Origin of the sequence: Kocuria sp. SM24M-10, from assembly GCF_001027955.1 — a bacterium.
In the GTDB taxonomy this organism is placed as follows: Bacteria; Actinomycetota; Actinomycetes; order Actinomycetales; family Micrococcaceae; genus Kocuria; species Kocuria oceani.
On record NZ_LDNX01000057.1, the window covers coordinates 19,766 to 33,714 of the forward strand.

A 13,949-nucleotide genomic window follows, 5' to 3' on the forward strand; every position below is an offset into this window, starting at 1 on the left:
CAGCCTACGCCCGGGTCATCGTGAGCACCGTGACGGTGCCGGGGTTCAGGGAGATCGTCAGCTCCTCGGTGCCGGGTTCGGCCCCGGCGACCCGCGGCCGCTGATCGGCAGGGATCACGGGCAGCCCCCAGCCGTCGACGGAGACGTGGCCGGGGCCGATCTCGGTGAGCGCGGTGTCGAGGTCCTGCGTGCGCCCGTCGGCGTCCTCGGTGCGCCGGTCCCCGCTGTCGGGGTCCACGTCGAAGAGCTGTGCGGTGGGGAACGCCGCGTCCCACTCGGGTCCGCCCAGCTGGCTCATGACGGCGTCCCGGTAGGCGAACGGCAGGCGCAGGGTCACCGGGGTGCGCTCGGCGGTGGCGGGGTCGGCGAAGTTCGTCACGGCCACGGTGACCTGCTCCCGGCCGTCGTCGCCCGCGCCGTGGTCGACGGCGTAGGCGGTGACGTCCTCGCTGCCCGCCACGGTGGTGGTGAGGAAGTCGCCGTCGGGAATCTGCCCCACCAGGGCCGTGCCGAGGTGGTTGGCGCGCAGGGAGAAGGCCTCCCCAGCGTCCCCCCGGGTGCCGGAGGCGCACACGGGGGACATGGGCGGCCCACCGGCGCACTGCTCCAGGGAGGAGTGGTGGACCAACCGCTCCACCCCGAGGGACTGCGCGCGCAGGGAGTATTCGGCGGCGAAGACGGCCGCGCCGAGGGTCTGCGTGATGTCGTTGCTGCCCAGGCACGCGGAGACCGAGGTCTCGGTCAGCCACACGGGCACCCCCGCCGCCCGCGCCTGGTCCACGGCGATGCCCAGGAACCGGTCGACGTTGTCCCGGGTATACCCGGCCACGAGGTTGTCCATCGTCGGCTCCTGGCGGGGTGTGCTGCCGTCGCACGAGGAGAGCGGGTACTGGTGGGCGGCGAGGACGAGGTCCTCGATCCCGGAGTCCAGGACCGCCTCCCACCAGTCGGGGGCGTAGGCGCCCGGCGCGGTGATCGTGGTCCCCGACACCTCGGCGCGGATCGCCTCCGTGTAGGCGGTGAGGTCCTCCAGGTACGCGGGGATGTCCCACCCCTCGTCCTTGATGGTGAGCCGCTCCCCCTCGCCCTTGTAGTAGCCGTTGGGCTCATTGCCGACCATCACCGCGATCAGGTCGTCCCCGAAGGCGTCCTGTGCGTGGTGCACGAGCTCGGCAGCGCGCTCCGGGTCCTCGGTGGCGAGGTTGGCGCCCAGGACCACCTTGGAGCCGGTGGCCTCGGCGAAGCCGGCGACCCGGTCCAGGTCTGCGGGGTCCACCGTGGTGAGCTGCTCGCCCGGCCGCAGCGGCCAGTCCGTGGGCGGTTCCTCGTTCTGCGCGGTGAAGAAGAAGCGGCGGTCCACGGAGTTGCCGCCGAAGCGCAGGGTGGGACGGTCCATCTGGCCGACCAGGTGCACCAGGTCGGTGTTCTCGGCGCTGAGGCGCTCATCGGCAAGGTCCGTGGCCTCGAAGGACAGGCCCACGCCGCCGTGGGCGTAGTCCTCGCCCGTGGGCTCGGCGGAGACCGTGACGGTCGCGCTGTCCTGCGGCTGTCGATCCGCTCCGGGAAGCACGGGCTGACGGTAGTGCTCGGGCAGCTCCCGCCGGTCGGCGATCTCGGACGGGTCGAGCGCGGTGAGCGGGAGGGCTGCAGTGGCCGTCGGAGCGTCCGGGGCGCCCGGCACGGTGGCGCTGTCGCCACATCCACCCAGGGCCAGGACGAGGCTGACGGCGAGCAGGGGCAGGGAAGGACGGTGCACGAGGAGGCTCCTGGGGGCGGAGGGGGGCGGCAACCCTCACTGTAGCCGCCCGGGCGGCGGCCGCGCCGGGATCCACCACTGGCCCGCCGGCGTACCGTGCGTCACCGCCCGGGCACGACGCAGGCCCGGACCGATCCGGTCCGGGCCTGCGTGCGGCGCTGCGGGATCCCGCGGGCGGGACGGGCGTCAGCTGCCGGACTTGCCGAAGTTCTTGAAGCGGGCGTTGAAGCGCTCCACGCGGCCGGCGGAGTCCATGATGCGCTGCTTGCCCGTGTAGAACGGGTGGGACTCCGAGGAGATCTCGACCTCGATGATGGGGTACTCGTTGCCGTCCTCCCACGTCTCGGTCTTCTGCGAGGTGGCGGTGGAACGGGTCAGGATGGTCTTGCCGGAGGCCAGGTCGCGGAAGAGGACCGGGTGGTAGTCCGGGTGGATGTCAGTCTTCATGGGGTTCAAACCTTCTGTCGGTGCCTGGATTTTGCCAGGCACGGTTTCGCTCGGTGGACGGTGCGCCGTCGTCGTCCGGCCGCGGTCCCGTGGAACGGACGCGCGCGCGGTCCCGTGCGGGAGGCACCAGCGCTCCAGCCTACCGGATCCCCGCCCGGACTTCACGCCCCCGGGCGGGGAGGTCCGGTCCGATCACCAGCGGTGGGCGACGTCGACCACGAGCCGCGAGCCGTCGCCCGGCCCGTCGAGGACGAACACGCGGAACGGCAGCCGGGCCCGGACCCCCAGGCCGACGGACGTCCGCGCCTCGAAGCTCCCGCCCCAGGCGACCTGCCGGAAGGTCCGGTAGCCGGCGACGTCCACGAGCTCGGAGCCGTTGCGGAACGTGTACGTGGCCTCGCCGCGGTCGTCGTAGGCCGGGGCGTGGGCGGTGATCACCAGGTCCCGTCCGCGCAGGGCGATCGGGTCTCCGGAGCCGATGCCCGTGAACGCCCGGTAGCGGACGTCGTAGCCCCGCAGCCGGCCGTCCAGGTCGATCACCAGCCGGTCGAAGCAGGCGTGCTCCCCCGCCCGGACGTCGGTGACGTGGGGGTAGCGCGGTGTGCTGGCCTCGCCGCTGCGGGCCTTCGCCCCGGATCCCCAGGTGATGCCGCAGTACGGGGCCGCGGCGTTCGCGCTGCCGGGGACGATGAGCCCCAGCCCCATGGCCAGCACCAGTGCCGCCAGCCATGAGATCAACTTCTTCATGACACACCTTCTCGGTCGTCCGCCCGCCGGCCGCCGGCTGGTGCCGCGGTTGTCGCAGCGACGGCGGACGCCTCCAGGATAGTCTTCGCAGATGCCAACGGCCCTGGTGAGAAGGGGATCGACGCCCGAACCGTTACGATCGACGGCCTCAGCGACCGGGCCGGGTCTCCCAGAACGCCACGGCGGAGGCCGCGGCGACGTTGAGGGAGTCCACGCCGTGGGACATCGGGATCCGCACCGTGAGGTCCGCGTGGTGGACGGTGGCCGCGCTCAGTCCGTCCCCCTCGGTGCCCAGGACCAGGGCGAGCTTGCGGTCGCGGCGGGCGGAGAGCTCCTGCAGGGTGATCGAGTCGTCGCTCAGCGCGAGCGCCGCCGTGGTGAACCCCGCGTCCTTGACCCGCTGCAGGTCGGCGGTCCAGTGCTCCAGCCGCGCCCAGGGCACCTGGAACACGGTGCCCATGGACACCCGGATGGCCCGCCGGTACAGGGGGTCGGCGCACCGGGGGGTGACCAGCACGGCGTCGACGTCGAGCGCGGCGGCCGAGCGGAAGATCGCGCCCACGTTGGTGTGGTCCACGATGTCCTCCAGGATCGCCACCCGCGACGACGAGGCCAGCAGCTGTTCCAGCTCCACCGGTGCGGGGCGCTGCATGGCCGCGAGGGCGCCGCGGTGCAGGTGGAAGCCGGTGATCTGCTCGAGCACCTCGTCCGGGCCGACGTACAGGGGCACGTCCGGGTGGGCGGCGAGCACGTCGGCGAGGTCCTCCAGCCACTTCTCCGCCATGAAGAAGGACCGGGGCGAGTGCCCGGCGGCGAGCGCCCGGCGCAGCACCTTGGAGGACTCGGCGATGTACATGCCCCGCTCCGGTTCGAGCTTGCGCCGCAGCCTGACGTCGGTGAGCCGGGCGTAGTCGGCCACCCGGGGGTCGTCGGCGGACTCGAGGCGGTGGAGCTGGGGGAAGTCGGTCACGGGGTCTCTCGTCGGCGGCGGCGGGGGTCGATCCGATGGTAGCCCGAGCCGGGCCGGGTCCGGGCGCCCGCCCGGTGCCGGGCGGGGAGCTCAGAGCAGTTCGGCGACCAGGCTCACCAGGGCGACCACGCCCAGCACCACGATGACCGTGCGCAGCGCGACCGGGGAGAGCCGGCGGCCGATCTTGGCGCCGGCCCACGCCCCCACGGACGAGCTGAGGGCGATGAGCAGGACCGCCCACCAGTTGATCCGGTCGAACGCGAAGAGGATGTAGGAGGTCGCGGCCACGATGTTGACGACGGCCACGAGCACCACCTTCACCGCGTTGGCCGCCTGGAGGGACGCCAGCAGGAACACCCCGAGGACGCCGAGCAGGAGCACGCCCTGGGCGGCCACGAAGTAGCCGCCGTAGATCCCGGTCAGGAACACGAGCAGGTACAGGGAGGCCGGCTGCGCGGCGCGGTCCGGGTCGATGGGCCGCGGGGTCTCCCCCCGGGCCTCGGCGGCCGCGCGGGCGGCGGCCGACTGCGCGTCCTTGCGGCGGCGGACCACCGCCTGCAGGCGGGGCTGGAGCACCACGAAGCCGAGGGCGACGACGATCAGCACCGGCGCGGCGTAGCCGAACACCTCCTCGGGCAGGTGCAGCAGCAGCCACGCCCCGATCACCCCGCCCAGGGCCGAGGCGGGCACGAGCTTGAGCAGGGTCCGCTCCACCCCCCGGAGCTCGGCGCGGTAGTGCCACGCACCCGTGAGGTTGCCGGCGATCAGGCCCATGGCGTTGGACATGGAGGCGGTCACCGGAGGGACGCCCATGGTCACGAGCACGGGGAAGGTGACCAGGGTGCCCGAGCCGACGATCGTGTTGATCAGCCCGGCGGCCACCCCGGCGAGCAGGATGAGGGCGGCCTGCCACCACTCGAACGGGAAGCCGGCGGCGAGGTCGGTCAGCGTCTCCAGCACGACGGCCGGTCAGGGACGGCCGAAGGCGGCGTAGCGGTCGCCCACCTTCACCAGCTTCAGGGGCAGGCCGAACGTCTCGGAGAGGTTCTTCTGCGTCATCACGGTCCGGACCGGGCCCGCGGCCACCACCCGGCCCTCCCGCAGCAGCAGCGCGTGGGTGAAGGCGTCGGGCACCTCCTCGAGGTGGTGGGTGACCATGACGACGGCCGGGGACGACGCGTCGCGGGCGAGCTCGTCGAGCCGGGCCACGAGGTCCTCGCGCCCGCCGACGTCCAGGCCCGCCGCCGGCTCGTCGAGCAGCAGCAGCTCCGGGTCGGTCATCAGGGCGCGGGCGATGAGCACGCGCTTGCGCTCGCCCTCGGACAGGGTGCCGAAGCGGCGCTCGGCCAGCGGCTCGAGCCCCCACGCGGCCATGAGCTGCCGCGCCTGGGCCTCGTCGGCGTCGTCGTAGCTCTCGGTCCACCGCCCGGTCACGCCGTAGGCGGCGGTGACCACGCAGTTGAGCACGGTCTCGCCCTCCGGGATCTGGCCGGCGAGCACCGTGGAGCTCAGGCCGATCCGCGGCCGCAGCTCGAAGACGTCGACCGCGCCGAGGATCTCGTCGAGGATGTCGACCATGCCGCGGGTGGGGTGCAGGCGGGCCGCCGCGATGGACAGCAGCGTGGTCTTGCCGGCGCCGTTGGGGCCCAGGATGACCCACCGCTCGCCCTCGTTGACGACCCAGTCCACGGAATCCAGCAGGGTCTTCCGCCCGCGGACGACGCTGACGTCCACCATCTCCACCACAGCACTCATACCGGCCACTCTAGGACACGCGGTGCGCCGCCCCGGCGCACCGGCCCGGCGGAGGCGCCGTCAGGAGCGGGCGGCACGGCGCGGCCACCGACCCCGGACGATCGGGGCGCGGTGCTCCTTCCCGGGGCGGGCCGCGCCGCTGCGGGCGGCCCAGAACTCCTCGCCCGACCAGCGGAAGCGGGGTGGTCTCCTGGCCAGGAAGGCCTGCTGCCCGATGCGGGCGTCGGGACCGTCGAGGACCTGCCGGAACAGGGCCTCCGAGGTCCCGTCCGTCCCGAGGGTGCCGGGCACGGCGCCGGCGCTGAGCCGGACGAGGTGCTTGTGGGCCTGCGTGCTCAGCTGCGAGCGCTGCGCCAGGCCCGTGACCACCTCCGCGAGGACCCGGTCGAAGTCCTCCTCCGCGACCACGCGCGTGAGCATGCCCCACCGCTGGGCGTCGGAGGCGCTCACCGTGTCGCCGGTGAGCAGCAGGTAGGAGGCCGTGCCGGGGCCCACCAGCCGGACCAGCGCCTCGACGCCGGAGGCGGGGAAGACGATGCCGATGCGGGCCGGGGTCAGCCCGATCCGCAGGGACGCGGTGGCGATGCGCAGGTCACAGGCCCCGGCCAGCATCCAGGCCCCGCCCATGCAGTAGCCCTCCAGGGCGGCGACGGTGGGCTTGTGCACCGCCGCCAGGGCGGTCTCGGCCTCGGTGAGCAGCCCGCCGCGGGGCAGTCCGGTGCCGGGCTCGCCCAGGCACTCGAAGACCTCGGAGATGTCCGCCCCGGCGGAGAAGACGCCGCCGGCGCCGCGGAGCCCGATCACGCGGACGTCCGGGTCGGCGTCGAGCTCCTCCAGCAGACCGGGCAGGGCGGCCCACATGGCCGGGGACAGGGCGTTGCGCCGGTCGGTGCGGTCCAGGACCAGCCACGCCACGGGACCGTCGCGCCGCACCTGCACGGTGCCTGCCGGGACCTCCGGCACGGGCTGGGCGGTCATCGCCGGGCCTCCTTCGGCCGGGGGGTCGTGCCGGGCCCCGTGGTCCCCAGCCAGGCGCGCACGGACCCGCCGTGCTGGTCGAGGACGGGCGGGGCCGCGTGGGCGCGCCGGGTGGTCTCGTCCGCGTCGCCGGGGGCGAAGAACCGCACCGCGGGGCCGGGCAGCTCGACGGGCCCCAGGACCTCGTGCTCGACGCCGACGACCAGGCCCTGCGAGCGGACCTGCTCCCAGGCGTAGACCTCGTCCAGGGTGCGCACCTTCCCGGCGGGGATGCCGAGCTCGGCCAGGTGCTCCAGCAGCTCCTCGGGACCGTGCGCGGCGAAGACCTCCTCGACCGCCTCGATCACGGCCCCGCGGTTTCGCACGCGGTCGGCGTTGGTCGCGAATCCCGCCCGCTCCGGGTCGATCCCGAAGGCCTGCGCGAAGGTGCGCCACAGCTTCTCGCTGCCCACGCTGATCTGCACCTTCCCGCCGCGGCAGGAGAACAGGCCGTAGGGGGCGATCGAGGGGTGGTGGTTGCCCTGGGCCGCCGGCACCTCGTGGGCGACGGTGGCCCGGGTGCCCTGGAAGGCGTGCACCCCCACCACGGAGGACAGCAGGGAGGTCCGGACGACCTTGCCCTGCCCGGTGCGCTCGCGCTCGTAGAGGGCGGCCAGCGCCCCGTAGGCGCCGTTCATCCCCGCCAGCAGGTCGGCGATGGGCACGCCCACCCGCTGCGGGTCCTCGGGCCCGGAGCCGGTCAGCGACATCAGCCCGGCCTCGCCCTGCACGATCTGGTCGTAGCCGCTGCGCCGGGACTCCGGGCCGTCGTGGCCGAACCCGGTGATGGACAGGACGACCAGGCGGGGGTTGAGCCGGTGCAGCTCCTCGACGGAGAAGCCGAGCCGGTCCAGCACCCCGGGCCGGAAGTTCTCCACCAGGACGTCCGCGCGCTCCACGAGCGCCCGGAGCACCTGCACGCCGTCGTCCGACTTGAGGTCCAGGGCGACCGACTCCTTGTTGCGGTTGCAGGACAGGAAGTAGGTGGCTTGCGGGTTCTCGGCGGGGCCCACGAAGGGCGGGCCCCAGCCGCGGGTGTCGTCGCCCGTGCCGGGATTCTCGATCTTGATCACGCGGGCGCCGAGGTCGCCGAGCATCATGGCCGCGTGCGGACCGGCGAGGGCGCGGGAGAGGTCGACGACGAGGGTTCCGGCCAGCGGGCCCTCGAGGGTGTCGGTGGTGGTGTCGGGCATCGGGTGTTCCTCCGGGTCGGCTCGGGTCGGGCTGGGGTCGGGGCGGGCGCGTGGGGGCTACAGCCAGCCGGGGGCGACCATCACGCCCCAGACCAGCAGGGGGCCGATGACGACGACGCCCGTGGCGTAGACGAGGATCTTCTTGTAGAAGGCGTCGCGGTCCACGCCGGCGGGGGCGTTGGCGAGCACCAGGGCGCCGTTGGTGGAGAACGGGGAGACGTCCACGATGGTCGAGGAGACCGCCAGGGCGCAGATCAGCCCGGTCGCCCCGACGTCCCCGGCCAGCAGGAAGGGCACGGCCAGCGGGATGAGCGCGGCCAGGATGGCGGTCGAGGACGCGAAGGCCGAGACGACGGCGCCGATGTAGCAGATCAGCAGCGCGGCCAGCAGCGGCATCCCCATGCCGGCCACCCCGTCCGAGACGTACTCGATGGTGCCGGCCTCCTGCAGCACCCCCACGAAGGTGAGCATGCCGCCGAGCAGCAGCACGGTGGACCAGTCGATCTTGTTGACCGCGCCCTTCTGGGCCTGCGGGGAGACCAGCGCCAGGACGACGGCCACGGTGATGGCCACGAAGCCGACGTCCACGCCGAAGCCCAGGGCGACGACGGCCAGGACGACCAGGCCGACGATGGTGGCGACCTGCGGCACGAGACTCTCCCGGCCCGCGCCGCCCGTGGCCGGCGGCGCGGAGGAGCCGGCCGGGTCGCGGGGACCGTACATGCCGGAGCCGAAGCCCTTGAACGCGACGTCCCTGTCCCCGGCGTGACCGGCGGCGACCTTGCTGCGGGACAGCCGCGCCTCGGCGGCGCGCTCCACGAAGTCCTCGGCGCGGGCGGAGACGAGGCCCCGGCCGCCGAGGGCGACGAACAGCACGACGGCGATGAGCAGGTTGAACACCAGGCTGGAGAGGAACACCGCGGTGGGGCTGACGTCCAGGCCGGCCTGGGCCACGATGCCGTTGACGGTCACGCCGTACACGGCGATGGGCGAGAACCCGCCGCCCTGGGCGCCGTGGATGACCATCATGCCCATCATCAGCGGATTGATCCGGTACTTGGCGGCGAAGCTCAGCGCGATCGGGGCGATGATCGCCACGGCCGCCGGGGAGAGGGCTCCCACGGCGGTGATCACGGCGGTGATGAAGAACATGATCCACGGGATCAGCGCCACCCGGCTGCCCACGAGCTTCACGGCGCCCTGCACCAGCAGGTCCACGGTGCCGTTCTTCTGGGCGATCGCGAAGAGATAGGTGACGCCCACGATGGTCAGGAACAGGCCGCCGGGGAACGCCTCGAGGATCTGGTCGGTGTCCATGCCCAGCACGAGGACGCCCAGCACGAAGGCGCCCACGAAGGCCAGCGCCCCCATGTTGACGGGCAGGACGGTCGCCACGACGAACATCGCGGCGAGGATGATGATGGAGAGCACTTCAGGGCCCATGGGTCTGCTTTCTGACGGTGGCGGGGATCGTCCCCGCGGCGGTCCGCGGCCGTGATGTGATCAGGACCACAGGTTTTGGACTAGCCAATAGGACACCTATCCGCTTGTCAACAGGGCGGGTACGATGAGGTGCAACGGTGCGGGGCCGCGGCGCCGCACGACGACGACCCGGGCGCTCCGCCCGGCGCAGAGCACGGGGAGGCCGGCGATGGCAGGGGCCCGGGGACTGGACCGCGTGGAGCGGCCGCGGCTGTACGAGCAGGTGGTCGAGCGGCTGCTGGACCACGTCATCGAGCAGCGGCTCCGGCCCGGCGACCGCCTGCCGCCCGAGCGCGATCTCGCCGAGCGGCTGGGAGTCTCCCGAGCCACCGTGGCGCAGGCCCTCGTGGCCCTCGAGGTGCTGGGGGTGATCGACGTCCAGCACGGCAACGGGGCGGTGCTGCGCTACCGGCCCAGCAGTGCGGCCGTGCTGCGCGGGCTGCGCGAGCACACCGACCGGCTGCCCGACATCGTCGACGCCCGCAGCGCCGTGGAGACCAAGATCGCGGAGCTGGCGGCGCTGCGGCGCACCCCCGAGGACCTGGCGGCCGTCGAGGAGGCCCTGGAGGTCATGGACCGCGACATCGCCCGGGGCGGACGCGGTCTGCAGGGCGACGAGCTGTTCCACGCCGCCGTCACCGCGGCCGCCCACTCCGCCGTGCTGGCCCGCCTCATGACGTTCATCTCCGACCTGGTCCGGGAGACCCGCATCGAGTCGCTGAGCCAGGAGGGCCGGCCCGAGCGGTCCCTCGAGTCGCACCGGGCCATCGCCCGGGCCGTCCGCGAGCAGGATCCCGAGGCGGCCGCCCGGGCGATGCTCGAGCACATCCGGCTGGTCTCCGACGTCGCGGTGCTCCGCCCCGAGTGAGCGCCCGGCCCGGGCGGGCGCCCGGTGCGGCAGGGGACGGCCGGGCACCCGGATACACTGACGGCATGACCACCGACCTCGCCGTGATCGCGTTCGCCCAGAATCCGGACCCGGAGGCCCGTGAGCGCATCCTCGCCCTCGTGCGGGACGCCGGTGCCGAGATCGAGCGGTTCTCGACCGTGCGGGTGACCGGCCCCGGCTCCGCGGGCCCGGACGCGGAGGTGCCCGGCTACAACGCCTTCACCGCCCACGTGCACGGCACCGAGGCGTCCGCCCTGCTCGCCGCGCTGCGCCCGGACCCGCTGTCCCCGCTGCTGCCCGGCGTGGACGTCAACGTCGTGCCCACCACGATGCTCGACCCGGAGCGCAAGAAGCTGCTGGTCATGGACGTCGACTCCACGCTCATCCAGCAGGAGGTCGTCGAGATGCTCGCCGCCCACGCCGGCCCGGAGGCCGAGGCCGAGGTCACGGCCGTGACCGAGGCGGCCATGCGCGGGGAGGTGGACTTCACCCAGTCCCTGGTCGCCCGGGTGGAGACCCTCGCCGGCCTGCCGGCGAGCGCGATCGACGAGGTCCGCGCCGCCGTGCGCCTGTCCCCCGGCGCCCACGTGCTGATCAAGGCCTTCCTGCGGGAGGGCCACGCCGTGGCGGCGGTGTCCGGGGGGTTCCTGGGCGTGCTCACCCCGCTCGCCGAGCAGCTGCAGCTCACCCGGCACGCCGCCAACCTGCTGGAGGTCGCCGACGGCCGGCTGACCGGCCGGATCGTCGGGGACGTGGTCGACTGCACGGCCAAGGAGCGCTTCCTGCGCACCTGGGCCGCCGAGCTGGACGTCGCCCTCGAGGACGTGATCGCCGTGGGCGACGGCGCCAACGACATCGACATGGTCACCGCCGCCGGCCTCGGCGTGGCGTACAACGCCAAGCCCGCCCTCCGCGCCGTCGCCGACGCCCAGATCAACCTGCCCAACCTGGACGCGGTCCGCTTCTTCGCCGACCTGTGAGCCGGGCGGCGGGCCGGCCGGCCCTCCCCCGGGTCACCCGCCCCCGGCGGCCCGCTGCGGACCGCCACCCGCACGACCGCCCGGCCGGAGGAGGGACCGTGACGACATCCCGCGCACGGCCGGGCTTCCTGGCCCGGATGCTGCTGCTCCACCTGGCCGTGGTCGCGGCCGTCGTGCTCCTGTGCGGCGGGGTCTACGGCTGGCTGACCTACGAGCGGCTGGGCCGCGACGCCGAGGCCCAGGCCCTGGCGATCGCCCGGGCGGTGGCCGCCGACGACGACGTCCGCGCCGGTGTGGCCGAGTTCGCCGACGCGGACCCCGACCGGCTCGTCCCGGAGGTGCTGGCTGCCGGGGCCCTGCAGGACTCCGCCGAGGACACCCGCCGGCGCACGGGCGCGCTCTTCGTGGTGATCTTCGACGAGGACGGGATCCGCCTGTCGCACCCGAACCCGGCGCGACTCGGCGAACGGGTCAGCACCGACCCGGGCGAGCCGTTGGCCGGACGGGAGTTCACCGGCCAGGCCCGGGGCACGCTCGGCCGCTCCGCGCGCGCCAAGGTGCCCGTGCTCGCCCCCGGATCGGCGACCGAGGTGATCGGCGGGGTCAACGTCGGGTTCTCCCGGGCCGACGTCCTGGCGAGCCTGGAGGAGGACATCGCCCCGGTGGCCACCACCGCGGCCCTCGCCCTGGGTCTCGGGGCGGCCGCCTCCACCGCGATCGCCCGCCGGCTCAAGCGGCTCACCCTGGGCCTGGAGCCGGAGGAGATCGCCACGCTCGCGCAGAACCAGGAGGCCGTGCTGCGCGGGGTGGACGAGGGCGTCATCGGGGTCTCCCCCGCGGGCCTCATCACCGTGGTGAACCGGGAGGCCGGGCGGCTGCTCGGCCTCGACGACCCGTCCCGGCTCGTGGGCACGCCCCTGGCCGAGGCCGGCCTGCCCGGCTCCTTCCCCGGCCTGCTCGCCGCGGCCACCCCCGCGTCCCCGGCGGTGGAGCAGGTCGTGGGCCCGCACGTGCTCATCCTCTCGGCCCGCGCCGTGCGGCCCGCGGGGCCGGGACTGCCCGGACTGGGCTGGGTGGTGCTCGTGCGGGACCGCACCGAGCTGCAGTCCCTGACCCGGCAGCTGGACGCCGTGGGCGCGCTCAGCACGGCGCTGCGCGCCCAGCGCCACGAGTTCGCCAACCGTCTGCACACCATCACCGGCCTGCTGGCCCTGGGCGACACGGACGAGGCCCGCCGCTACGTCGCCGAACTGACCGAGACCGGGCCCCTGACCTATCCCGCCGAGCAGGCCGAGCTGCTGCGAGACCCGTACCTGCAGGCCTTCCTCGGCGCCAAGAGCGTCGAGGCCGCCGAGCGGGGGGTGGTCCTGCGCATCGGCGAGGACACCCTCGTCCGCGGGCAGATCACCGACCCCCAGGACGTCACCACCGTGATCGGCAACCTCGTGGACAACGCCGTGCGCGCCGCCGTCCAGGGAGCCGCCGAGGACCGGTGGGTCGAGGTCGAGCTGCTGGACGAGTGGGCCGGCGGCACCGGCACGCTGCACCTGGTGGTCGCCGACTCCGGCGACGGCCTGTCGGTGGCGGACCCCGAGCCGGTCTTCGCCCAGGGCTGGTCCACTGCCGCACCCCCTGCGGGTGCTGCCCCGGACGGCGCCGTCGCGGCGCTGGGGCTGCCGGAGGCCCACGGGCAGGGCTTCGGCCTGCCGCTCAGCCGGGAACTGGCGCGGCGCCGGGGCGGGGACGTGTGGGTGGCCGCCCCGGGCCGGCCGGGCGGCCCCGGGGCCGTCTTCTGCGCGCGGCTGCCAGGGACCGTGGTCCCCCGAGCCGGGGGCACCGGGTCGGGGAGCACCGGAGTCCGTGCCGCCGTGCGGCGCGGCGCAGGGACCGACGGCGAGACACCCGGGGGAACAGCCGGAGGAACAGGAGGAGCGGGATGAGCGAGGACCTGGTGGTCCTGGTGGTCGACGACGACTTCCACGTGGGGCGGCTGCACGCCGGCTACGTGAACGCCGTGCCGGGCTTCACGGCCCTGCCCCCGGTGGGGACCGCCGAGCAGGCCATGCGCACCGTGCACGCGCACCAGCCCGATCTGGTGCTGCTGGACGTGTACCTGCCCGACGCCCTCGGCCTGGACCTGCTGCGCGCCCTGGACGTGGACGTCATCATGCTCACCGCGGCGGCCGATCCCGTCTCCGTCCGGACCGCCGTGCGCCGCGGCGCGCTCGCATACCTGATCAAGCCCTTCACCGGGCCCCGGCTCGCCCGGACCCTGCGCGCCTACGCCCGGTACCGCCGCCTGCTGGCCGACCGGGACGGGCTCACCCAGGAGGGCGTGGACCGCGCCCTGCACGCGCTGCACCCGGCCGAGGCGGCCCCCGGGGAGCGTCCGCGCTCCGCGACGGAGGCCTCGGTGCTGGCGGCGCTCGAGCCGGGGGCCCCGCTCTCGGCCGCGGAGATCGCCCGGAAGGTCGGCATCTCCCGCGCCACCGCCCAGCGCTACCTCTCCGCGCTGGCCGAGGACGGCTCCGTGGAGATCCAGCTGCGCTACGGCAGCACCGGCCGGCCCGAGCACCGGTACGGGCCCGCCGCCCCCTGATCCCGCCCCCCGATCCCGGCAGTCCGGCCCGCGGTCGCCCGTCACGAGGGGCGCCGGAGGCTCCCCAGCGCATAGGATCCCCGTGAGGGCACGAGCGACGGCACTCGCTCCGAC

General features: G+C 74.3%; 13 protein-coding genes. 4 read left to right on the top strand and 9 right to left on the bottom strand.

Annotated features, from left to right (window positions below; genetic code table 11):
* Positions 1–4: 4 nt before the first annotated feature.
* From ABL57_RS06840 to ABL57_RS06880, 9 genes are all read right to left on the bottom strand, one after another.
* Complete coding sequence (locus tag ABL57_RS06840; protein WP_053004800.1) at positions 5–1,756, bottom strand: hypothetical protein; 1,752 nt, start codon at positions 1,754–1,756, stop codon at positions 5–7.
* Between the two features lie 186 nt (positions 1,757–1,942).
* Positions 1,943–2,203: a type B 50S ribosomal protein L31 gene (locus ABL57_RS06845; RefSeq protein WP_047802707.1), complete on the bottom strand. Its 261-nt coding sequence runs from the start codon at positions 2,201–2,203 to the stop codon at positions 1,943–1,945.
* Positions 2,204–2,395: 192 nt separating this feature from the next.
* A complete protein-coding gene (locus ABL57_RS06850; RefSeq protein WP_047802708.1) occupies positions 2,396–2,950 on the bottom strand; it encodes a hypothetical protein in 555 nt (184 codons plus the stop codon).
* Positions 2,951–3,098: 148 nt separating this feature from the next.
* Entirely contained in the window at positions 3,099–3,920 is an 822-nt protein-coding gene (locus ABL57_RS06855; protein ID WP_047802709.1) for an RNA methyltransferase, read from the bottom strand.
* 90 nt (positions 3,921–4,010) lie between these two features.
* Positions 4,011–4,877, bottom strand: a complete 867-nt coding sequence (locus ABL57_RS06860; protein ID WP_047802756.1) for a sulfite exporter TauE/SafE family protein — start codon at positions 4,875–4,877, stop codon at positions 4,011–4,013.
* Positions 4,878–4,889: 12 nt separating this feature from the next.
* Positions 4,890–5,675 carry an ABC transporter ATP-binding protein gene (locus tag ABL57_RS06865; protein ID WP_075871601.1) on the bottom strand — a complete coding sequence of 262 codons (786 nt, stop codon included), beginning with the start codon at positions 5,673–5,675 and terminating at the stop codon, positions 4,890–4,892.
* Between the two features lie 60 nt (positions 5,676–5,735).
* Entirely contained in the window at positions 5,736–6,653 is a 918-nt protein-coding gene (locus tag ABL57_RS06870; protein WP_053004801.1) for an enoyl-CoA hydratase/isomerase family protein, read from the bottom strand.
* Positions 6,650–7,885, bottom strand: coding sequence for a CaiB/BaiF CoA-transferase family protein (locus ABL57_RS06875; protein WP_047802710.1), 1,236 nt, complete (start codon positions 7,883–7,885; stop codon positions 6,650–6,652). The genes ABL57_RS06870 and ABL57_RS06875 overlap by 4 nt, the downstream gene beginning before the upstream one ends.
* A gap of 57 nt (positions 7,886–7,942) precedes the next feature.
* A complete protein-coding gene (locus ABL57_RS06880; RefSeq protein ID WP_047802711.1) occupies positions 7,943–9,328 on the bottom strand; it encodes an SLC13 family permease in 1,386 nt (461 codons plus the stop codon).
* Positions 9,329–9,536: 208 nt separating this feature from the next.
* Between ABL57_RS06880 and ABL57_RS06885 the strand changes: the two genes are divergently transcribed.
* The 4 genes from ABL57_RS06885 (at position 9,537) to ABL57_RS06900 (ending at position 13,835) form a co-directional block, all read left to right on the top strand.
* The gene (locus ABL57_RS06885) at positions 9,537–10,235 is read left to right on the top strand and encodes a FadR/GntR family transcriptional regulator (protein ID WP_047802712.1); all 699 of its coding nucleotides are present in this window, start codon (positions 9,537–9,539) and stop codon (positions 10,233–10,235) included.
* A gap of 65 nt (positions 10,236–10,300) precedes the next feature.
* Positions 10,301–11,236 carry a phosphoserine phosphatase SerB gene (serB, locus tag ABL57_RS06890; protein ID WP_047802713.1) on the top strand — a complete coding sequence of 312 codons (936 nt, stop codon included), beginning with the start codon at positions 10,301–10,303 and terminating at the stop codon, positions 11,234–11,236.
* Positions 11,237–11,373: 137 nt separating this feature from the next.
* Positions 11,374–13,176 (top strand): ATP-binding protein, encoded by a 1,803-nt coding sequence (locus ABL57_RS06895; protein ID WP_047802759.1) that lies wholly within the window; start codon positions 11,374–11,376, stop codon positions 13,174–13,176.
* A complete protein-coding gene (locus tag ABL57_RS06900; RefSeq protein WP_047802714.1) occupies positions 13,173–13,835 on the top strand; it encodes a response regulator in 663 nt (220 codons plus the stop codon). The genes ABL57_RS06895 and ABL57_RS06900 overlap by 4 nt, the downstream gene beginning before the upstream one ends.
* Positions 13,836–13,949 lie beyond the last annotated feature (114 nt).

Coding starts and splice junctions, on each gene's coding strand:
- ABL57_RS06845 (WP_047802707.1), bottom strand. CDS start 2,203: ATGAAGACTGACATCCACCCGGACTACCACCCGGTCCTCTTCCGCGAC.
- ABL57_RS06850 (WP_047802708.1), bottom strand. CDS start 2,950: ATGAAGAAGTTGATCTCATGGCTGGCGGCACTGGTGCTGGCCATGGGG.
- ABL57_RS06865 (WP_075871601.1), bottom strand. CDS start 5,675: ATGAGTGCTGTGGTGGAGATGGTGGACGTCAGCGTCGTCCGCGGGCGG.
- ABL57_RS06870 (WP_053004801.1), bottom strand. CDS start 6,653: ATGACCGCCCAGCCCGTGCCGGAGGTCCCGGCAGGCACCGTGCAGGTG.
- ABL57_RS06875 (WP_047802710.1), bottom strand. CDS start 7,885: ATGCCCGACACCACCACCGACACCCTCGAGGGCCCGCTGGCCGGAACC.
- ABL57_RS06880 (WP_047802711.1), bottom strand. CDS start 9,328: ATGGGCCCTGAAGTGCTCTCCATCATCATCCTCGCCGCGATGTTCGTC.
- ABL57_RS06885 (WP_047802712.1), top strand. CDS start 9,537: ATGGCAGGGGCCCGGGGACTGGACCGCGTGGAGCGGCCGCGGCTGTAC.
- serB (WP_047802713.1), top strand. CDS start 10,301: ATGACCACCGACCTCGCCGTGATCGCGTTCGCCCAGAATCCGGACCCG.
- ABL57_RS06895 (WP_047802759.1), top strand. CDS start 11,374: ATGCTGCTGCTCCACCTGGCCGTGGTCGCGGCCGTCGTGCTCCTGTGC.
- ABL57_RS06900 (WP_047802714.1), top strand. CDS start 13,173: ATGAGCGAGGACCTGGTGGTCCTGGTGGTCGACGACGACTTCCACGTG.